Source organism: Citrobacter sp. wls829 (genome assembly GCF_005280825.1).
Taxonomy (GTDB): domain Bacteria; phylum Pseudomonadota; class Gammaproteobacteria; order Enterobacterales; family Enterobacteriaceae; genus Citrobacter; species Citrobacter gillenii.
On record NZ_SZWP01000054.1, the window covers coordinates 38,340 to 54,647 of the forward strand.

Below are 16,308 nucleotides of genomic sequence, written 5' to 3' on the forward strand. Positions count from 1 at the left end.
TTAATCCGGGTGCCCAATCTCCGTCACGGTCGTTCCGGATTTATCCACGGTAAACATAAACTCGGTCATACCACCCGGAAAATTCTGCGTAATATGCAGATTGTTTTTGCCTTTCCAGACATATTCCACGAGATCCGTATCCCCAAGATTTTCTATTTTACGATCCTTACCTGGGGTCAACGTGGGTGTCAGGTTTTGACGGTCCGACCGTGCTTTTCTCAGTGCCTGATACGTTTCTTCCAGCGTCATGGCAGGATAAAAACAACGAGTCTGGGCTCCATGTTCATAAATATATTCCATATCCCGCGGCCCGGACTCACATTGAGGGGTTACCGATTCAGCAGCACTGGCCGACGCGGCAAAGAAACCGGCTGTTGCGATAAGTAAGGCGGTACAAAAAAAACGATTAACATCCATATTCCACTCCTGCTCATCACCTTGAGAGATTCAGGTGGCCTTATTCGACATATCCCTCTGCATCACCGGGACCGCGTCATGTTATGTTATTTCTGACAACCCGGACACCAGTAAAATGGTCTTGACGACAGCATCGTTTTTTCAATAATCCCGCCGCATCGCTCGCAGGCTTCACCGTCGCGGTGAAAGACTTTAAAGCGAAACAGCGCCCCGTGATGCTTATTCTCCTCAGCCAGTCCACGAGTGTTATAGGATAAACGCGGAATATCGAGCAGCGCCTGCGCCAGCGCGTCCAACTGTTGTTCGCTCAGCTGCGACGCTTTATGTTGCCCCGTCAGCCCAACCTGCCAGAGGATCTCTACCCGCAGGTAGTTACCCAATCCCGCGAGAAACGCCTGATCCAGCAGCAGGCCGGAAAACTGCCGATTGCGAAAACGCGGTGACAGCAGACGCGTTTTGACTTCAGCGGGTGTTAAGTGCAGATCCAGCACGTCCGGCCCTACCCGCTGCAGGAAGGGGTGGGTAGTGAGCTGTTCTGGCGTCAGTATTTTGATATCCGACGCGCTATAGAGCAGGATAGTTTTATCGGCGGTTTGCAACCTGACGCGCAACACGCGGGTAGTCTCCGGGATATTCCCCGTGTCCACTACCCGCCAGACGCCGTACAGTTGATTATGGCTATATAACGTCAGACCATTGGAAAAATGGGTGAGTAAGGCTTTACCCCGCGTTTCGAGCTGGGTAATACGCTGCCCAATCAGTTGAGATTGATACGGTTTTAACTGCTCAAAGGCAAACCAGACATCCGTCAACGGTTTGCCTTTGACTGCCGCCTCCAGGGTATCCGCCGCGCGGCGGATCTCCGGGCCTTCAGGCATAATACTGTCCTTTGTTAATGTGTTGCACCGCCCGTCACGGCGATATCGCGCTCCACCTGTAACGCCGTGACGATGGCGATTTCCAGCGCACGACGCACCGTATCACTCGCCATACTTGGCGCACCGGGATGGGCTGCGGCCTGCTGTGGAAGATAAGGGATATGAATGAATCCCCCCTTCACCGTCGGCGTATCTCGCAGTTTGTGCAGCAGCCCATACATCACGTGGTTACAGACGAAGGTACCTGCGGTTTGCGAAACCGATGCCGGAATACCAGCGCTGCGCATGGCCACCACCATGGCTTTGATCGGCAGTGTGCTGAACCACGCCGCCGGGCCATCAGCCACAATCGGTTCATCTACCGGTTGCTGGCCACGGTTATCCGCAATACGCGCATCGTCCACGTTGATGGCAACGCGTTCAACGGTGATGTCTGTACGACCTCCGGCCTGACCGACCGCCAGCACCAGCGACGGTGACAGCGTATCAATCGCACTATTGAGCACTGCCAGAGATTCGCCAAATATGCACGGCAGTTGGCGCGCCACGACGCGGCATCCAGCGATGATAGCATTGTCGAGCCCCGAGACCACTTCCCAGGAAGGGTTAACTGACTCGCCGCCAAAGGGTTCAAATCCGGTGATTAATACCGTTTTCATCCTTCCTCCTTACAGGAACATCAGGAAATACATCAGGAACACATTCACCAGCAACAGCAGGATGCCGGTCGGCACCTGCGCTTTAATCACCGCGTTTTTATCCGGCAGCTCCAGCAGCGCCGCTGGCACGATGTTAAAGTTTGCCGCCATCGGCGTCATCAGCGTTCCGCAATACCCGGAGAACATACCAATTGCCGCCATCACCGCCGGATTGCCACCGTGCTGCAAGACGAGAATTGGAATCCCAATCCCGGCGGTCACAATCGGGAAGGCGGCAAAGGCGTTACCCATAATCATGGTCAGCAACGCCATACCGATGGTATACACCGCCACCGCAATAAAGCGGCTGTCCACTGCCAGATATTCCTGCGTCAGATACGAAATGCCGCTGCCGACGCCCGCCGCCGTAAACAGCAGTCCGAGCGTGGCAAGAATTTGCGGCAGAATGAACGCCCAGCCGATGGAGTCCAGCAGACGACGCGCTTCCTGAATCGGCTGATGTGCCCGCTCATGGGTCATTTTAACCGCCATTGCCAGACCAATCAGCGAACCGGCGGTCATTGAAAATAGCGTCACCAGCGTGGCGTGATTCCCCGGCCCAAACAGCGCATTCTGTAAACCCGGAATATGATTGAACATCAGCACGCCGACAACAGTGACCACCGGGATCGCCAGCGCCGGGAAAAACAGCCGGTTGCCCAGTCGACTGGCGCTTTCTTCACGCTGTTGTTGCGTACGTTGATGGTAGCTGCCGAGCTTCACGCCGCCAAAACCGGCGATCAGCGCCAGTACGACCACCGCGATACCCACCGCGATATGCACCGTACGTTTATCGCCAAACAGTGAATAGGTCCAGTCACCCAGCAAAAACAGTAGACCATACACGCCCCAGAACAGACCGGTGGTTAAACGCCGGGGGTTCGCTTTGTCCTGCCAGGACATCACGGCCACAATCAACAAGACCGCACCCGCCAGCCAGTAGAGATAGCTTTGCTGAAAATTCATTTCGCTTCTCCTTTCGCTGCGGCATTCGCTTTCGCGACTTCTCGTTGCAGATAGCTATCCAGCCGCCACAAGCGCGCACCGTGGATCAGGAAGGCACAAATCGCCGTTGGGATCCCCCACAGGGCAATGTGCAACGGCTCGGTCTGGATCCCGCCGGACTCCAGCATAAAGTTGTGCATGAAGATGATTGCCCCAAAGGCAACAAAGATATCTTCGCCGAAAAACAGCCCAACGTTATCGGTCGCCGCTGACATCGCACGCAGGCGATAGCGTACAGAGCCTGGCAGTTCACCGTGATTTTTCTCAGCGGCCCCTTCTGCCATCGGCGCCAGCAGCGGACGCACCATTTGCGGATGGCCACCCAGACTGGTTAGTCCCAGCGCGGCGGTCGCTTCACGAATAAACAGATAGACAATCAGCAAACGGCCGCTGGTGGCGCTACGGATTTTCGCGATCCACGCCTGGGCGCGTTCTTTCAGGCCATGCCGCTCCAGCAGGCCGATGACCGCCAGCGGAATCAATAAGATAAACGGCAGGTTGCGGGTGTTGAGAAAACCTTCACCCAGTTTTTCGAGGATAGTGGCGATCGGCATATGCGCCGCCAACCCGGTGACGATCCCGGCAATGATAACCACCAATACCGGGTTAAAACGTAAAAGAAATCCGACCACGATGACGGCGATCCCCGTCAATGGCCAAAGCGAAATTACCTCTTCCATAATTCATTCCTGTTAAAACTCGTCATACTTCAAGCTGCAGGTGCGTTGACTGCCTTCGTTCACCCCAGTCACTTACTTCTGTAAGCGCCTGGGAACTCACTCACTGGTCATCTTCCTGCAACTCAAATTATTTAGAGTTTATGTTGTTGTGTAATATATTATTGTTTTGTATGGTAAATCTTATGCGATAATTTCAATATTGCATGCATTAAACGCGCTGCACAAACGGCGGGCAAAAGCGAGTGCGTGCTCACCATCACCATGAATACAGACCGTCTGTGCCGTGACGTTGGCCCATTCTCCAGTTTGGCTTTTTACTCTCCCGGACCGCACCATTTGTAAGGTTTGCGCCAACGCCTGCTCTTCGTCTTCAATCAGCGCCCCCGGCTGACTACGCGGAACCAGACTGCCATCCGCCTGATAGCCGCGATCGGCAAACACCTCCTGACGCGTCTGCAGACCATAATGCTCGCCGGCCCGAATCAGTTCGCTACCCGCCAGCCCCACCAGCACCAGCGACGGATCGCAGGCATGTACCGCCCTGGCGATGGCATCGGCTAACTGTGGATCCCTGGCGGCCTGGTTGTACAACATGCCGTGCGGTTTGACGTGGCGCATCACGCCACCTTCCGCCCGGGTTATCGCCGCCAGCGCACCGATTTGATACAGCGTCTGGGCGTAAACCGTGTCGACGGGTAGGGTCATGGCGCTACGGCCGAAGTTTTCCCGATCCGGAAAACTGGGATGCGCCCCCACTGCTACGTCATTTTTTAACGCTTCACGCACGCTTGCCAGCATGGTTTGCGCATCGCCGGCGTGAAATCCGCAGGCAATGTTGGCAGAAGACACCAGTTGCAGCAGCGCGGCGTCATTTGCGCAGCCTTCACCGAGGTCTGCATTCAGATCAATTTTCATCGTTAAGTCGCCATGTTAATTGTTCCAGATAACGCTGCTGGTCGTGACGCGCCTTTAGCGCTTCCTCCAGCGAGCACTGAACAAAATGAATTGGCTGGCCGAGGGGAATTTGTGCCAGATGGTACATATCCGCCTCAATGATACAGGCGATGCGTGGATAGCCCCCCGTGGTCTGGGCGTCGTTCATCAGCACAATAGGCTGGCCGTTATGCGGCACCTGCACCACGCCGGGAAGCAGACCGTGCGACAACAGTTCTCGATCGGTAGTGCGTGTTAGCGGTTGTCCCTGCAGGCGATACCCCATGCGGTTACTCTGCGGGCTGAGTTGCCATGGCGAACGCCAGAATGACGCCTGCGAAGCTTCATCAAACTCATGATACTCAGGTCCGGGTAACGCACGAATGCGGTTCCCCCACATGAGCTGTTTTACCCCCTGCGGTCCGCTGAACCGTCGCGTGGAAACGCCCACCGCCAGCCTGTCTCCATCGCGTAACAGACGCCCTTCCAGACCACCGATGCCGACTTTCAGGTCGGTGCTGCACGACCCCATGACCTCGGGAACATCAATGCCACCCGCTATTGCCAAATAACTGCGCATGCCATGTTGCGGACGTTTTAGCGTCAGGCGTTGCCCAGCCTTCACCGGAAGTCGCCATCCGCTCCACACCGGGTTACCGTCTAAATGTGCATCACACCCCGCGCCGGTTAAGGCAAACCAGCTATCTGCGTCAAACTCCACAACCAACTGGCCGAGCGTTATCTCCAGCGCGGCGGCATTTGCATCGTTGCCCACCAGCAGGTTGGCAACGTTCAATGCGGGCTTATCCAGCGCCCCACAGTGGCTGATTCCTGACTGGCGAAAACCGTGACGACCGCCGTCCTGGACGGAGGTGTACATACCGGCACGAATGATAGTTAACATACTCCCTCCTTCTGCGGTACAAAGCGCACGGTATCTCCTGGTCGTAACAGGATGGGTTCATCCCGGCGGGGATCAAACAACTTAATGGCGGTATGCCCTATCAGCTGCCATCCCCCCGGTGTGGCGAGCGGATAGATACCGGTTTGTGAGCCGCCGATACCGACCGAACCTGCTGGAACAATCAGACGCGGTTCCGCACGTCGTGGAGTATGCAGTTGTTCCGGTAAGCTCCCGAGATAGGGGAACCCTGGCTGAAAGCCTAAAAACCAGACCACATAGTCAACAGAAGCATGCAATTCAACGACCTGCTTTTCGCTTAATCCACTGTGTTGTGCGACATCGGCCAGATCCGGTCCCTGCTTTCCGCCGTAGGTCACCGGAATTTCAATAAAGCGCGACTCCGGCTCCAGTGCTTCACTCTCCTCCCACCAGCGTTGCAGACGTTCAATGGCATCCAGCGCCAGGGTTTGCGGATTACGCAGCGTCACCGTGATATTGTTCATACCCGGGATCACTTCAAGCACATTCGGGGCATCAACCAGGCGCTGAGCCAAACCCCAAATACGTTTCTGGGTCGCCAGCGTAATGGGGGGTTCCAGTTCCAGAACCACCGCAGTTTCACCTAACAGATAACAACGCGCTCGCTGCACTTTCGTCCCTCTTTTTACAACCTGATTCATTAGGCGGGGTTAGGAATATCGATAAACGATACATCCAGCTCGGTATTTTCATTCAGCCATTCACTTAACGCCCGGATACCGCCGCGTTCGGTGGCATGGTGTCCAGCGGCGTAGAAATGCAGCCTCTGCTCACGGGCTGAGTGAATAGTTTGCTCTGAGACTTCGCCGGTAATAAATGCATCAACACCAAAACGGGCCGCGCTATCAATGAAGCTCTGCCCTCCCCCGGTGCACCAGGCAACGCGCTGAATTTTTTCCGGCCCGCTATCGCCACACCACAATGGTTTACGCCCTAAACGCGCCTCAATCCACGAGGCAAATTCCAGCCCCGGCACTGGCATGGCAAGTTCACCCCACGGTACCAACGGCTCGATTTCACCCATCACGGTAATGCCCAACAGCGCCGCCAGCTGTGCGTTGTTACCCAGCTCCGGGTGAGCATCCAACGGCAGGTGCCAGCCATACAGGTTGATGTCATTTTCCAGCAGCGTTTTCAGACGATGGCGCTTCATGCCACGAATTACCGGAGATTCGCCTTTCCAGAAGTAACCGTGATGAACGATGACCGCATCAGCGCCCAGGCGCACAGCCTCATCCAGCAATGCCTGGCTTGCGGTCACTCCGGTCACGATTTTATGCACCGTCTCTTTGCCCTCAACCTGCAAACCATTCGGCGCATAGTCGCTAATCGCGGCACTGTTCAGTTTGTCGTTGATCAGTTGTTCCAGCTCGGTGTTTTTCATCATCGCCCTCGTTGTCATAATTTCTGCCTGTCCAATCAGCAATACTGCTTATGTAAAATAGCGTCCCCGCCTCCATTCGTCGATAACCATTTCACTGACACATCAAGAAACACTCACTCGCCGTTTGAACGTAAATTGCTTACCACTACGTGATTTTATTCATGTATATTTATGCAATCAGACAGCATATTGCAAAAATAATCAGATCTGTATCAAAGTTATAACTTCAAGGAAACACGCTCACGCAGTACGTTCATCCTGGCGTGAGGCATTTACTTCGAGAATAGAATGAATAAACACGCATCTCAGCCACGCGCAATTTATTACGTCGTCGCGCTGCAAATTTGGGAATACTTCAGTTTTTACGGCATGCGCGCCCTGCTGATCCTGTATCTCACCAACCAACTCAAGTACAACGATACTCATGCGTATGCGTTGTTCAGCGCTTACTGTTCGCTGGTGTATGTCACGCCTATTCTTGGCGGATACCTGGCGGATAAGGTCCTTGGTAACCGTATGGCGGTGATGATTGGCGCATTGTTAATGGCGGTTGGACATCTGGTACTGGGTGCCAGTGAAATGGCGCCAGCGTTCCTATATTTATCTTTGGCGATCATTGTCTGCGGCTACGGTCTGTTTAAATCCAACATTAGCTGCCTGCTGGGTGAACTGTATCACACCGACGATCCGCGCCGCGACGGCGGGTTCTCACTGCTCTACGCCGCCGGAAATATCGGTTCGATTATCGCCCCCATTGCCTGTGGCTATGTGCAGGAAGAATACAGCTGGGCGATGGGCTTCGCGCTGGCCGCAATTGGTATGCTGGCAGGACTGGTGATTTTCCTGCGCGGCAACCGGTATTTCGCCCACACCACCGGCGTCAACAAAGCGGTCCTGTGTGCCAGAACGTTTGTTCTGCCAAACTGGGCCTGGCTGTTAGTGCTGCTGGTCGCCGCACCGCTGCTAATTACCGTTCTGTTCTGGAAAGAGTGGTCCGTGTATGCGCTAATCGTCGCCACCGTCATTGGTCTGGTCGTTCTGGCAAAAATTTACCGTCAGGCACAAACGCAAAAGCAGCGCAAAGAACTGGGGCTTATCGTCACGCTAACGTTCTTCAGTCTGTTATTCTGGGCCTTTGCACAGCAAGGCGGCAGCTCCATCAGCCTGTATATCGACCGCTTTGTGAATCGCGATATTCTGGGATATTCCATTCCTACCGCCATGTTCCAGTCGGTTAACGCCTTTGCCGTGATGCTGTGCGGCATCGTGCTGGCCTGGGTAGTCAAAGAAAGCGTCAGTGGTAATCGTACCGTGCGCATCTGGGGAAAATTTGCCCTCGGCCTGGGGTTGATGAGCGCCGGATTCTGTATTCTGACCTTAAGCGCCCGCTGGTCCGCCGCTTACGGCCACTCCTCGATGCCGCTGATGGTATTGGGGCTGGCGGTAATGGGATTTGCCGAACTGTTTATCGACCCGGTCGCCATGTCGCAGATTACGCGCATTGAGATCCCTGGCGTCACCGGCGTGTTAACCGGAATCTATATGCTGCTGTCCGGCGCTATTGCCAACTATCTGGCGGGGGTGATTGCCGACCAGACGTCACAAGGCGCGTTTGATGCCTCCGGGGCCATCAACTATTCCATCAACGCGTATATTGACGTCTTTAGCGAAATTACCTGGGGTGCGTTGGCCTGCGTGGCGCTGGTGCTGCTGATTTGGCTGTACCAGTCACTTAAATTTAAAAAACGCGCGCTGGCGCTAGAGTCCTGAGTTAACAGGCCCGATGATGTCATATGAGTCGGGCCTGTTTTTTATCAGACGGTTACGCATTATTCGCTGCCAAATCCTCTTCAGCCAAACCGGTAATCAGTATTACCATTTCGCGATCTATTCCTTGTGCCAGCATGGTTAGCGCAATACGCAACGCGGCTTCTTGCTTACCTTGCTGTAGTCCTTGTTGCAGCCCTTGTTGCAGTCCTTCCTGTACTCCATCTAACCGTAACCGCTCCGCAATAGTCATCAGCCTCTCCTTGTGTTGGGGGATCCGTTGCGTCATCTCTTGCATAAATTCAGTAAAACGAGATTCATCGCCGGATTGCAGAATGTAATTAAACATCGCCTGTAGCTGCGTGTCATTAGTGCAACCTGTTAGTAGCAGTGTGCTCAGTTGCTCTACCAGCCCCATCAAATCCCGCTGACGGATATGCTTTTGCATCAGTTCCAGCAACGCCATTCGCCTGTGAGCCATGATGTCGTCATCTGGCACAACCGTTATATCCACCAGAGGAAATGCGCTGGCATAAAGTTGCTTTGCCGCCACGGGATCGGCGAACGCATCCAGCCAGCATAGTGAATACGGGTACGGGCTTCGACAGCCATGATAAAACAACATCGGAATAACCAGCGGTAATTCCTTGTGCCCGGCGTCCAGATGGCGCTGCATAGCTGCCATCGCATAACGCAACAGACGAAAAGCCATATGCGGATCGGCTGAACTCTGATGCTCTATAACAACATAAACATAACCATCGCCTTCGCGTGTGTGTAAAGACCAGAGCACATCGGAGTAGCGGGAACGTAAATCAGCGTCGATAAAGCTCTCTGACTCCAGTTTCAGCGTGGATAAATCGCAAAGCGTCCGCAGAGAAGCCGGAAGGTGAATGTCGAGGAAATCGCGCGCTGTTTCGGGATGGCGTAAAAATGTTTTGAATACCGCATCATGCGGTGTGGACGTCGCTGGCGTTGTCATCGTATTCCGTCACCTGAAAGAAGATGACGGGACTTTACTGCCCGAGCGTGACGCGTGCATCCAGGCATTCACAGCCTTGCGTACACGCTCCAATTCTAAATGCGCCCGGCAGCAACGCATTCATGCTACCGGATGGTAGTACGCAGAAATAAACCGCACGCTCACCCCTTGCGTGCCGCCTCGTAGGCCGCCAGCGTCGCTAGCCTGGCCTGTTTATGATCTACAATCGGACGGGGATAATCGAGGGTAACCTGCGCTTTTTCTGCCCACGTCCACGGGTCGTGGATTGCTTTACCAGGTACCTCGTGCAACTCGGGAACCCACCGGCGGATAAACTCACCGTCGCGGTCGAATTTCTCCCCCTGAGTTGTAGGGTTAAAAATGCGGAAATACGGTGCAGCATCGGTTCCGGTAGACGCAGCCCACTGCCAGCCACCGTTATTGGCCGCCAGGTCGCCGTCGATCAGTTGCGACATGAAGTACTGCTCCCCTTTACGCCAGTCAATCAGCAGATCTTTTACCAGGAAGCTGGCGGTGATCATGCGTAAACGGTTATGCATCCAGCCGGTAGTGTTAAGCTGGCGCATCGCGGCATCAACAATGGGGTATCCCGTATTTCCCGTCTGCCACGCCTGAAGATGCACCGCGTTGTTCTGCCATTGCACGCGGTCAGTCCAGCGAATAAACGGTTGATACCGACACAGCGCCGGATACCAGGTCATTAAATGTCGGTAAAATTCACGCCAGATAAGTTCATTTAGCCATACGCTCCCGGCACCGCCCTCTAGCGCCTTCGGCTGTTCGGCTAACAGACGGTTCAGGCATTGACGCGGCGACAACCCGCCCGTGGCCAGACTCGCAGACAAGCGACTGGTGCCTTCAATGGCCGGGTAATCACGCTGTTGTTCATAGTCACTCGCGGCCTGCTGACAAAACTGGCGTAACTGCGCGATAGCCCGTTTTTCTTGCGCCGGGAAAAGTGCTGCATCAAAATCCTGCTGCGGATAATTCAGCGTGAGTGGCGTTAACGGCGCGGTGAGCGCCCCACTATCCCGCACCATTGGCGCGCTAACACATTCCGGAATGCCGTCTTTAATTCGCTTCAGCCAGGCATTTTTAAACGGCGTAAAGACTTTATACATTTCATGATTGCCGGTCATAACCGCGCCCGGGGGTAAGATCACACTGTCGTCAAAGCCTTCGCACACGACGTCAGGCAACTGCTTCTCGACCCTTGCATCACGCTGCCGTTCATTGATTTCATACTGATAGTTATAAAACAGTCGGCTGACGTCATGCTGTGCGCAAACACGTTTTACTGTCTCCACGCTGGCAGCAAAATCGGCAACTTCATGAAACAGCAGCGGGATCCCTTTTTCTGCCAACTCCGCATGTAGCGCATTCAACTGCACGCTGATAAACGCCGCCTGACGCGCAGACATATCATGCGCCGCCCATTGTTCTGGGGTGGAGATATATAGCGCCAGCACCCGGGCTGAACGATCCCGACACGCCGCCGCAAGAGCAAGATTGTCATGCAGGCGCAAATCACGCCGAAACCAGACCAGATGCGTGGTCATAAAACTCCCGCAGATAAATTAATTTTTGCCGCGCAAATCCAGAATTGCCGGCCAGAGTTCAAAATAACGTTGCCCGGACAGCCAGGTGTTCGGGTGCTCGGCCATATAGTGTTTGATGAGCTTTAACGGTGCAAGCAGTGGCTGCGCTTCACGTCGATAGCTATCGATTATCGAGGTCAGTTCCTGACGTTGATGCAGATCGAGTTGATTGCGGAAATAACCCTGAACGTGCATCAGGACATTGGTGTGATTACGTCGGGTTGCATTATTGAACAGCAAATGCGTCAGTCGTAAGCGGTACTCATTAAAAAACGCCTCAAGACTTTGCCATTCGTGGATGGCCGCAACGAAGGGGCCAAGTTCACGATACTCTGGCTGGGAATGCGCCAGCAGGATCAGTTTGTAGCGGGTGTGATAGTCAATCAACGCTCCGCGCGTTAGCCCCCGCTGGTGAAGCTTATACAGTTCATGCAATGCATAAATACGCACCAGGGTACTGTCGTCAAACGGGCAGGCTTCTCTGGCAGAACAACCAACCGCAGGCGCCGTAACACAGGTGTGGATACCCACAGGAATTCTCTTGCTCATCACGACTCCTTATCCGTTATTCGGGTAAGTGTAGACGTCCGTGCATAAAAAAACCGCCACATTGCTGTTGGCGGGTTTTTTAGCAATTACGATGACTTAATAGAAATCGCAGGTCGCTTTTTCAGCCTGATCCATCCACACCGGTTTATCACTGGTTTTCGACCAGACGCGGTGCAGGTAGCTGTAAAAACGGGCACGGTCTTTCCAGAACAGCATGACCGGCAGCGCCAGCACGCCCGCCACGACGGCGAAAGTACGGCGTAATAAGACAATGTGCGCTGGATATTCTTTATACAAGTCCATAATCCTCTCCCCTATATCTGTTCGGTGAATAGCACCGGAAAATAAATTTGGTTAACTGATGAAAATAATACCGCCTTGTGTGTAATTTTGCTACTCATCCGACCACTTATTTTTATCTATTGATGCTCCGTTTAGCCTGAAACTGTAATTAGGTTACATAAAAGTTAAATTAATACCAATCATTAGTTAAATAACGGTCTTTGCCATTTTTATACTTTTTTTACACCCCACCCGCCAATTTTTGCGAAATCTTTGCAACCAAAAACCTACGCTCTGGTTATCACATTGATGTCACAGGAGGTGCACCGTGAGTGCAGGCGTGATAACTGGCATTGTGCTGGTTTTTTTATTACTCGGTTATCTGGTGTATGCCCTGATTAAGGCGGAGGCGTTCTGATGGCGGCACAAGGATTTTTACTCATCGCCAGTTTCTTACTGGTGTTATTTGTCATCGCCAGACCGCTGGGTGCCGTGCTGGCACGACTCATCACCAACATCCCCCTTCCGGGCGTAACCGGTGTTGAGCGTATTCTCTGGCGCGGGTTAGGCGTTTCACAACATGAGATGAACTGGAAACAGTACCTGCTGGCGATCCTGATGCTCAATATCCTGGGTCTGCTGGTGCTGTTTTCCCTGCTGATGGCGCAAAACTTGTTACCACTGAATCCTCAGCAGCTACCGGGGCTGTCATGGCATCTTGCGCTGAATACCGCCGTGAGTTTTGTCACCAATACCAACTGGCAGTCTTACAGTGGCGAAACCACCTTAAGCTACTTTAGCCAGATGGCTGGCTTAACCGTGCAGAATTTTCTGTCTGCGGCGACCGGTATTGCGGTGATTTTTGCCCTAATCCGCGCCTTTACGCGCCAGAGTATGAATACCCTGGGCAATGCGTGGGTGGATCTGGTGCGCATTACGCTGTGGATCCTGCTCCCTCTTTCTCTGCTTATTGCCCTGTTCTTTATTCAGCAAGGCGCACTGCAAAACCTGCTGCCCTATCAGTCATTCACCACCCTTGAAGGCGTCAAGCAGCTGTTACCAATGGGACCGGTTGCCTCGCAGGAGGCCATTAAAATGCTCGGTACCAACGGCGGCGGCTTCTTTAATGCTAACTCATCGCATCCGTTTGAAAACCCAACCGCCTTGACCAATATGGTGCAGATGTTGGCTGTCTTTTGCATTCCTGCCGCCCTGTGCTTTGCCTTTGGCGATGTCGTGGGCGATCGCCGTCAGGGACGCACCTTACTGTGGGCCATGTCGCTGATTTTTGTCATCTGCGTGGCGATTGTGATGTGGGCGGAAGTTCAAGGAAACCCACATCTGCTGGCATTTGGCGCAGACAGCAGTCTCAATATGGAAGGGAAAGAGAGCCGCTTTGGCGTACTGGTCAGCAGTCTGTTCGCGGTCGTCACAACGGCGGCCTCCTGTGGGGCGGTCATCGCGATGCACGACTCCTTCACCGCACTGGGCGGGATGGTACCAATGTGGTTGATGCAGATTGGCGAAGTGGTGTTCGGCGGCGTGGGCTCCGGTTTGTACGGCATGCTGCTGTTCGTCCTGCTGGCGGTGTTTATCGCCGGACTGATGATCGGGCGCACGCCGGAATATCTGGGTAAGAAAATCGACGTGCGGGAAATGAAAATGACCGCGCTGGCGATTCTGGTGACGCCTGCGCTGGTGCTGCTCGGTACAGCGATAGCCATGATGAGCGACGCCGGACGCAGCGCCATGCTCAACCCCGGCCCGCATGGTTTCAGCGAAGTACTGTACGCCGTGTCATCTGCCGCCAACAACAACGGCAGCGCCTTTGCCGGGTTAAGCGCTAACAGCCCCTTCTGGAACTGCCTGCTGGCGTTGTGCATGTTCTTCGGCCGCTTCGGGGTCATTATTCCGGTGATGGCAATTGCCGGTTCGCTGGTGGCTAAAAAGAGCCAACCGGCAAGCCAGGGGACGCTCCCCACTCACGGCCCACTGTTTGTCGGGTTGTTGATCGGTACGGTGTTACTGGTTGGCGCCCTCACCTTTATTCCTGCACTGGCGCTTGGCCCGGTCGCAGAATACCTCTCTTTACGTTGAGCGATGCGGAGCACATTGTTATGAGTCGCAAACAACTGGCACTGTTCGAACCGTCTCTGGTCGCACACGCGCTGATGGACGCAGTCAAAAAGTTAAGCCCACATACTCAGTGGCGCAACCCGGTGATGTTTATCGTCTGGCTGGGCAGCCTGCTGACAACCTTGTTAACCGTTGCAATGGCAACCGGGCACATGACAGGCAATCCCCTGTTTACCGGTGCGATAAGCCTCTGGCTGTGGGTCACCGTCCTTTTTGCCAATTTTGCCGAAGCGCTGGCGGAAGGACGCAGTAAAGCTCAGGCCAACAGCCTGAAAGGCGTTAAGAAGACGGCGTTTGCCCGCAAATTGCGTGAACCGAAATACGGTGCAGAAATGGATCATGTTCCCGCAGAGGAACTACGCAAAGGCGATATCGTGCTGGTGGAAGCAGGCGATATTATTCCCTGCGACGGCGAGGTGATTGAAGGCGGCGCATCGGTGGACGAAAGCGCCATTACCGGGGAATCTGCGCCGGTTATCCGTGAGTCCGGCGGTGATTTTGCTTCCGTAACCGGCGGGACCCGCATTCTTTCCGACTGGCTGGTTATCGAATGCAGCGTGAACCCCGGTGAAACCTTCCTCGACCGGATGATCGCCATGGTTGAAGGCGCCCAGCGGCGTAAGACGCCCAACGAAATCGCGCTGACAATCCTGCTGATAGCCCTGACCATCGTCTTTTTACTGGCAACCGCCACCCTGTGGCCGTTCTCGGCCTGGGGCGGCAGTGCAGTTAGCGTCACGGTGCTGGTTGCCCTGCTGGTGTGCCTGATCCCGACAACTATTGGTGGGCTACTCTCGGCGATTGGCGTGGCCGGTATGAGCCGAATGCTCGGCGCGAACGTGATCGCCACCAGCGGGCGGGCGGTCGAAGCAGCAGGTGACGTCGACGTACTGTTGCTGGATAAAACCGGCACCATTACGCTGGGTAACCGTCAGGCATCAGATTTTATTCCCGCCCACGGTGTCGACGAAAAAACGCTGGCCGACGCGGCGCAGCTTTCATCACTGGCGGATGAAACGCCGGAAGGTCGCAGCATCGTGATTCTGGCAAAACAGCGCTTTAATCTGCGCATACGCGATGTGCAATCGCTGCACGCCACGTTTGTGCCGTTCACCGCTCAAAGCCGGATGAGCGGCATTAACATCGACAACCGCATGATCCGTAAAGGCTCGGTCGACGCCATTCGTCGTCACGTTGAGGCCAACGGCGGACACTTCCCTGCAGATGTCGAACAGAAAGTGGAAAACGTTGCCCGTCTTGGCGCGACGCCGCTGGTGGTTGTCGAAGGTTCGCGCGTTCTGGGCGTCATTGCCCTGAAAGATATAGTCAAAGGCGGGATCAAAGAACGGTTTGCCCAGCTACGCAAAATGGGTATCAAAACGGTGATGATTACCGGCGATAACCGTCTGACTGCCGCCGCGATTGCAGCGGAGGCCGGGGTGGACGACTTTTTAGCCGAAGCCACACCGGAAGCTAAGCTGGCGCTGATTCGTCAGTACCAGGCGGAAGGCCGTCTGGTGGCAATGACCGGTGACGGTACGAACGACGCCCCCGCACTGGCGCAGGCAGATGTTGCGGTCGCCATGAACTCCGGGACCCAGGCGGCTAAAGAAGCGGGCAACATGGTGGACCTTGATTCTAACCCCACCAAGCTTATCGAAGTGGTCCACATTGGCAAACAGATGCTGATGACGCGCGGTTCACTGACCACCTTCAGTATTGCCAACGACGTCGCCAAATATTTTGCCATTATTCCGGCGGCGTTTGCCGCCACCTATCCGCAGCTCAACGCGCTTAACGTGATGCGTCTGCATTCGCCGGATTCGGCAATCCTCAGCGCGGTTATCTTCAATGCGCTGGTGATTGTCTTTCTGATCCCACTGGCACTGAAAGGGGTGAGCTACAAACCGTTGTCCGCCTCCGCCATGTTACGCCGCAATCTGTGGATTTACGGCCTCGGCGGCCTGGTCGTGCCATTTATCGGCATTAAAGTGATTGATTTACTGCTGACCCTGCTGGGTCTGGTGTGAGGTTT

At 54.4% G+C, this 16,308-nt stretch carries 17 protein-coding genes; 4 read left to right on the plus strand and 13 right to left on the minus strand.

Annotated features, from left to right (window positions below):
* The 9 genes from FDW88_RS09035 to ybgI form a co-directional block, all read right to left on the minus strand.
* The gene (locus FDW88_RS09035) at positions 1 to 417 is read right to left on the minus strand and encodes a hypothetical protein (RefSeq protein ID WP_137362416.1); all 417 of its coding nucleotides are present in this window, start codon (positions 415 to 417) and stop codon (positions 1 to 3) included.
* Between the two features lie 86 nt (positions 418 to 503).
* The gene (gene nei, locus FDW88_RS09040; RefSeq protein ID WP_137362417.1) at positions 504 to 1,295 is read right to left on the minus strand and encodes an endonuclease VIII; all 792 of its coding nucleotides are present in this window, start codon (positions 1,293 to 1,295) and stop codon (positions 504 to 506) included.
* 14 nt (positions 1,296 to 1,309) lie between these two features.
* Positions 1,310 to 1,954 (minus strand): pyroglutamyl-peptidase I, encoded by a 645-nt coding sequence (gene pcp, locus FDW88_RS09045; RefSeq protein WP_137362418.1) that lies wholly within the window; start codon positions 1,952 to 1,954, stop codon positions 1,310 to 1,312.
* Between the two features lie 9 nt (positions 1,955 to 1,963).
* The gene (locus FDW88_RS09050; RefSeq protein WP_096757849.1) at positions 1,964 to 2,959 is read right to left on the minus strand and encodes a DUF979 domain-containing protein; all 996 of its coding nucleotides are present in this window, start codon (positions 2,957 to 2,959) and stop codon (positions 1,964 to 1,966) included.
* On the minus strand, positions 2,956 to 3,678 hold the full coding sequence (locus FDW88_RS09055) for a DUF969 domain-containing protein (protein WP_096757850.1): 723 nt from the start codon (positions 3,676 to 3,678) through the stop codon (positions 2,956 to 2,958). Before FDW88_RS09055 ends, FDW88_RS09050 begins: the two co-directional genes overlap by 4 nt.
* Before the next feature lie 180 nt (positions 3,679 to 3,858).
* A complete protein-coding gene (gene pxpA, locus FDW88_RS09060; protein WP_137362419.1) occupies positions 3,859 to 4,593 on the minus strand; it encodes a 5-oxoprolinase subunit PxpA in 735 nt (244 codons plus the stop codon).
* On the minus strand, positions 4,583 to 5,515 hold the full coding sequence (gene pxpC / locus FDW88_RS09065) for a 5-oxoprolinase subunit PxpC (RefSeq protein ID WP_115259062.1): 933 nt from the start codon (positions 5,513 to 5,515) through the stop codon (positions 4,583 to 4,585). The genes pxpA and pxpC overlap by 11 nt, the downstream gene beginning before the upstream one ends.
* Positions 5,509 to 6,165: a 5-oxoprolinase subunit PxpB gene (gene pxpB / locus FDW88_RS09070; RefSeq protein ID WP_137362420.1), complete on the minus strand. Its 657-nt coding sequence runs from the start codon at positions 6,163 to 6,165 to the stop codon at positions 5,509 to 5,511. The genes pxpC and pxpB overlap by 7 nt, the downstream gene beginning before the upstream one ends.
* Positions 6,166 to 6,194: 29 nt before the next feature.
* Positions 6,195 to 6,938 (minus strand): radiation resistance protein YbgI, encoded by a 744-nt coding sequence (gene ybgI / locus FDW88_RS09075; RefSeq protein WP_137362466.1) that lies wholly within the window; start codon positions 6,936 to 6,938, stop codon positions 6,195 to 6,197.
* Between the two features lie 288 nt (positions 6,939 to 7,226).
* Here ybgI and dtpD point away from each other — a divergent pair, with 288 nt between their 5' ends.
* Positions 7,227 to 8,708, plus strand: coding sequence for a dipeptide permease DtpD (gene dtpD, locus FDW88_RS09080; RefSeq protein ID WP_137362421.1), 1,482 nt, complete (start codon positions 7,227 to 7,229; stop codon positions 8,706 to 8,708).
* Positions 8,709 to 8,760: 52 nt separating this feature from the next.
* Here dtpD and FDW88_RS09085 read toward each other — a convergent pair whose 3' ends face one another.
* The 4 genes from FDW88_RS09085 to FDW88_RS09100 form a co-directional block, all read right to left on the minus strand.
* Positions 8,761 to 9,687: an Rpn family recombination-promoting nuclease/putative transposase gene (locus FDW88_RS09085; protein WP_137362422.1), complete on the minus strand. Its 927-nt coding sequence runs from the start codon at positions 9,685 to 9,687 to the stop codon at positions 8,761 to 8,763.
* 161 nt (positions 9,688 to 9,848) lie between these two features.
* Entirely contained in the window at positions 9,849 to 11,267 is a 1,419-nt protein-coding gene (gene phrB, locus FDW88_RS09090) for a deoxyribodipyrimidine photo-lyase (protein ID WP_137362423.1), read from the minus strand.
* An 18-nt stretch (positions 11,268 to 11,285) separates the two neighbouring features.
* Positions 11,286 to 11,855, minus strand: a complete 570-nt coding sequence (locus FDW88_RS09095; protein WP_135912387.1) for a DUF1722 domain-containing protein — start codon at positions 11,853 to 11,855, stop codon at positions 11,286 to 11,288.
* 96 nt (positions 11,856 to 11,951) lie between these two features.
* Positions 11,952 to 12,158, minus strand: a complete 207-nt coding sequence (locus tag FDW88_RS09100) for a YbfA family protein (protein ID WP_096757857.1) — start codon at positions 12,156 to 12,158, stop codon at positions 11,952 to 11,954.
* A 307-nt stretch (positions 12,159 to 12,465) separates the two neighbouring features.
* Between FDW88_RS09100 and kdpF the strand changes: the two genes are divergently transcribed.
* From kdpF to kdpB, 3 genes are read left to right on the plus strand one after another with little or no spacing between them, the layout of a single operon-like run.
* Complete coding sequence (gene kdpF, locus FDW88_RS09105; protein WP_008456132.1) at positions 12,466 to 12,555, plus strand: K(+)-transporting ATPase subunit F; 90 nt, start codon at positions 12,466 to 12,468, stop codon at positions 12,553 to 12,555.
* Positions 12,555 to 14,234: a potassium-transporting ATPase subunit KdpA gene (gene kdpA, locus FDW88_RS09110; protein ID WP_137362424.1), complete on the plus strand. Its 1,680-nt coding sequence runs from the start codon at positions 12,555 to 12,557 to the stop codon at positions 14,232 to 14,234. The genes kdpF and kdpA overlap by 1 nt, the downstream gene beginning before the upstream one ends.
* A gap of 20 nt (positions 14,235 to 14,254) precedes the next feature.
* Positions 14,255 to 16,303 (plus strand): potassium-transporting ATPase subunit KdpB, encoded by a 2,049-nt coding sequence (gene kdpB, locus FDW88_RS09115; RefSeq protein WP_115259068.1) that lies wholly within the window; start codon positions 14,255 to 14,257, stop codon positions 16,301 to 16,303.
* The last annotated feature ends 5 nt before the right edge of the window (positions 16,304 to 16,308 follow it).

What these genes read in the sequence shown, in the direction of transcription:
- pxpC (WP_115259062.1), bottom strand. Translation starts at nt 5,515, where the DNA reads ATGTTAACTATCATTCGTGCCGGTATGTACACCTCCGTCCAGGACGGC.
- FDW88_RS09035 (WP_137362416.1), bottom strand. Translation starts at nt 417, where the DNA reads ATGGATGTTAATCGTTTTTTTTGTACCGCCTTACTTATCGCAACAGCC.
- pxpA (WP_137362419.1), bottom strand. Translation starts at nt 4,593, where the DNA reads ATGAAAATTGATCTGAATGCAGACCTCGGTGAAGGCTGCGCAAATGAC.
- FDW88_RS09050 (WP_096757849.1), bottom strand. Translation starts at nt 2,959, where the DNA reads ATGAATTTTCAGCAAAGCTATCTCTACTGGCTGGCGGGTGCGGTCTTG.
- dtpD (WP_137362421.1), top strand. Translation starts at nt 7,227, where the DNA reads ATGAATAAACACGCATCTCAGCCACGCGCAATTTATTACGTCGTCGCG.
- kdpA (WP_137362424.1), top strand. Translation starts at nt 12,555, where the DNA reads ATGGCGGCACAAGGATTTTTACTCATCGCCAGTTTCTTACTGGTGTTA.
- FDW88_RS09095 (WP_135912387.1), bottom strand. Translation starts at nt 11,855, where the DNA reads ATGAGCAAGAGAATTCCTGTGGGTATCCACACCTGTGTTACGGCGCCT.
- nei (WP_137362417.1), bottom strand. Translation starts at nt 1,295, where the DNA reads ATGCCTGAAGGCCCGGAGATCCGCCGCGCGGCGGATACCCTGGAGGCG.
- kdpB (WP_115259068.1), top strand. Translation starts at nt 14,255, where the DNA reads ATGAGTCGCAAACAACTGGCACTGTTCGAACCGTCTCTGGTCGCACAC.
- phrB (WP_137362423.1), bottom strand. Translation starts at nt 11,267, where the DNA reads ATGACCACGCATCTGGTCTGGTTTCGGCGTGATTTGCGCCTGCATGAC.
- FDW88_RS09055 (WP_096757850.1), bottom strand. Translation starts at nt 3,678, where the DNA reads ATGGAAGAGGTAATTTCGCTTTGGCCATTGACGGGGATCGCCGTCATC.
- FDW88_RS09100 (WP_096757857.1), bottom strand. Translation starts at nt 12,158, where the DNA reads ATGGACTTGTATAAAGAATATCCAGCGCACATTGTCTTATTACGCCGT.
- FDW88_RS09085 (WP_137362422.1), bottom strand. Translation starts at nt 9,687, where the DNA reads ATGACAACGCCAGCGACGTCCACACCGCATGATGCGGTATTCAAAACA.
- pcp (WP_137362418.1), bottom strand. Translation starts at nt 1,954, where the DNA reads ATGAAAACGGTATTAATCACCGGATTTGAACCCTTTGGCGGCGAGTCA.
- ybgI (WP_137362466.1), bottom strand. Translation starts at nt 6,938, where the DNA reads ATGAAAAACACCGAGCTGGAACAACTGATCAACGACAAACTGAACAGT.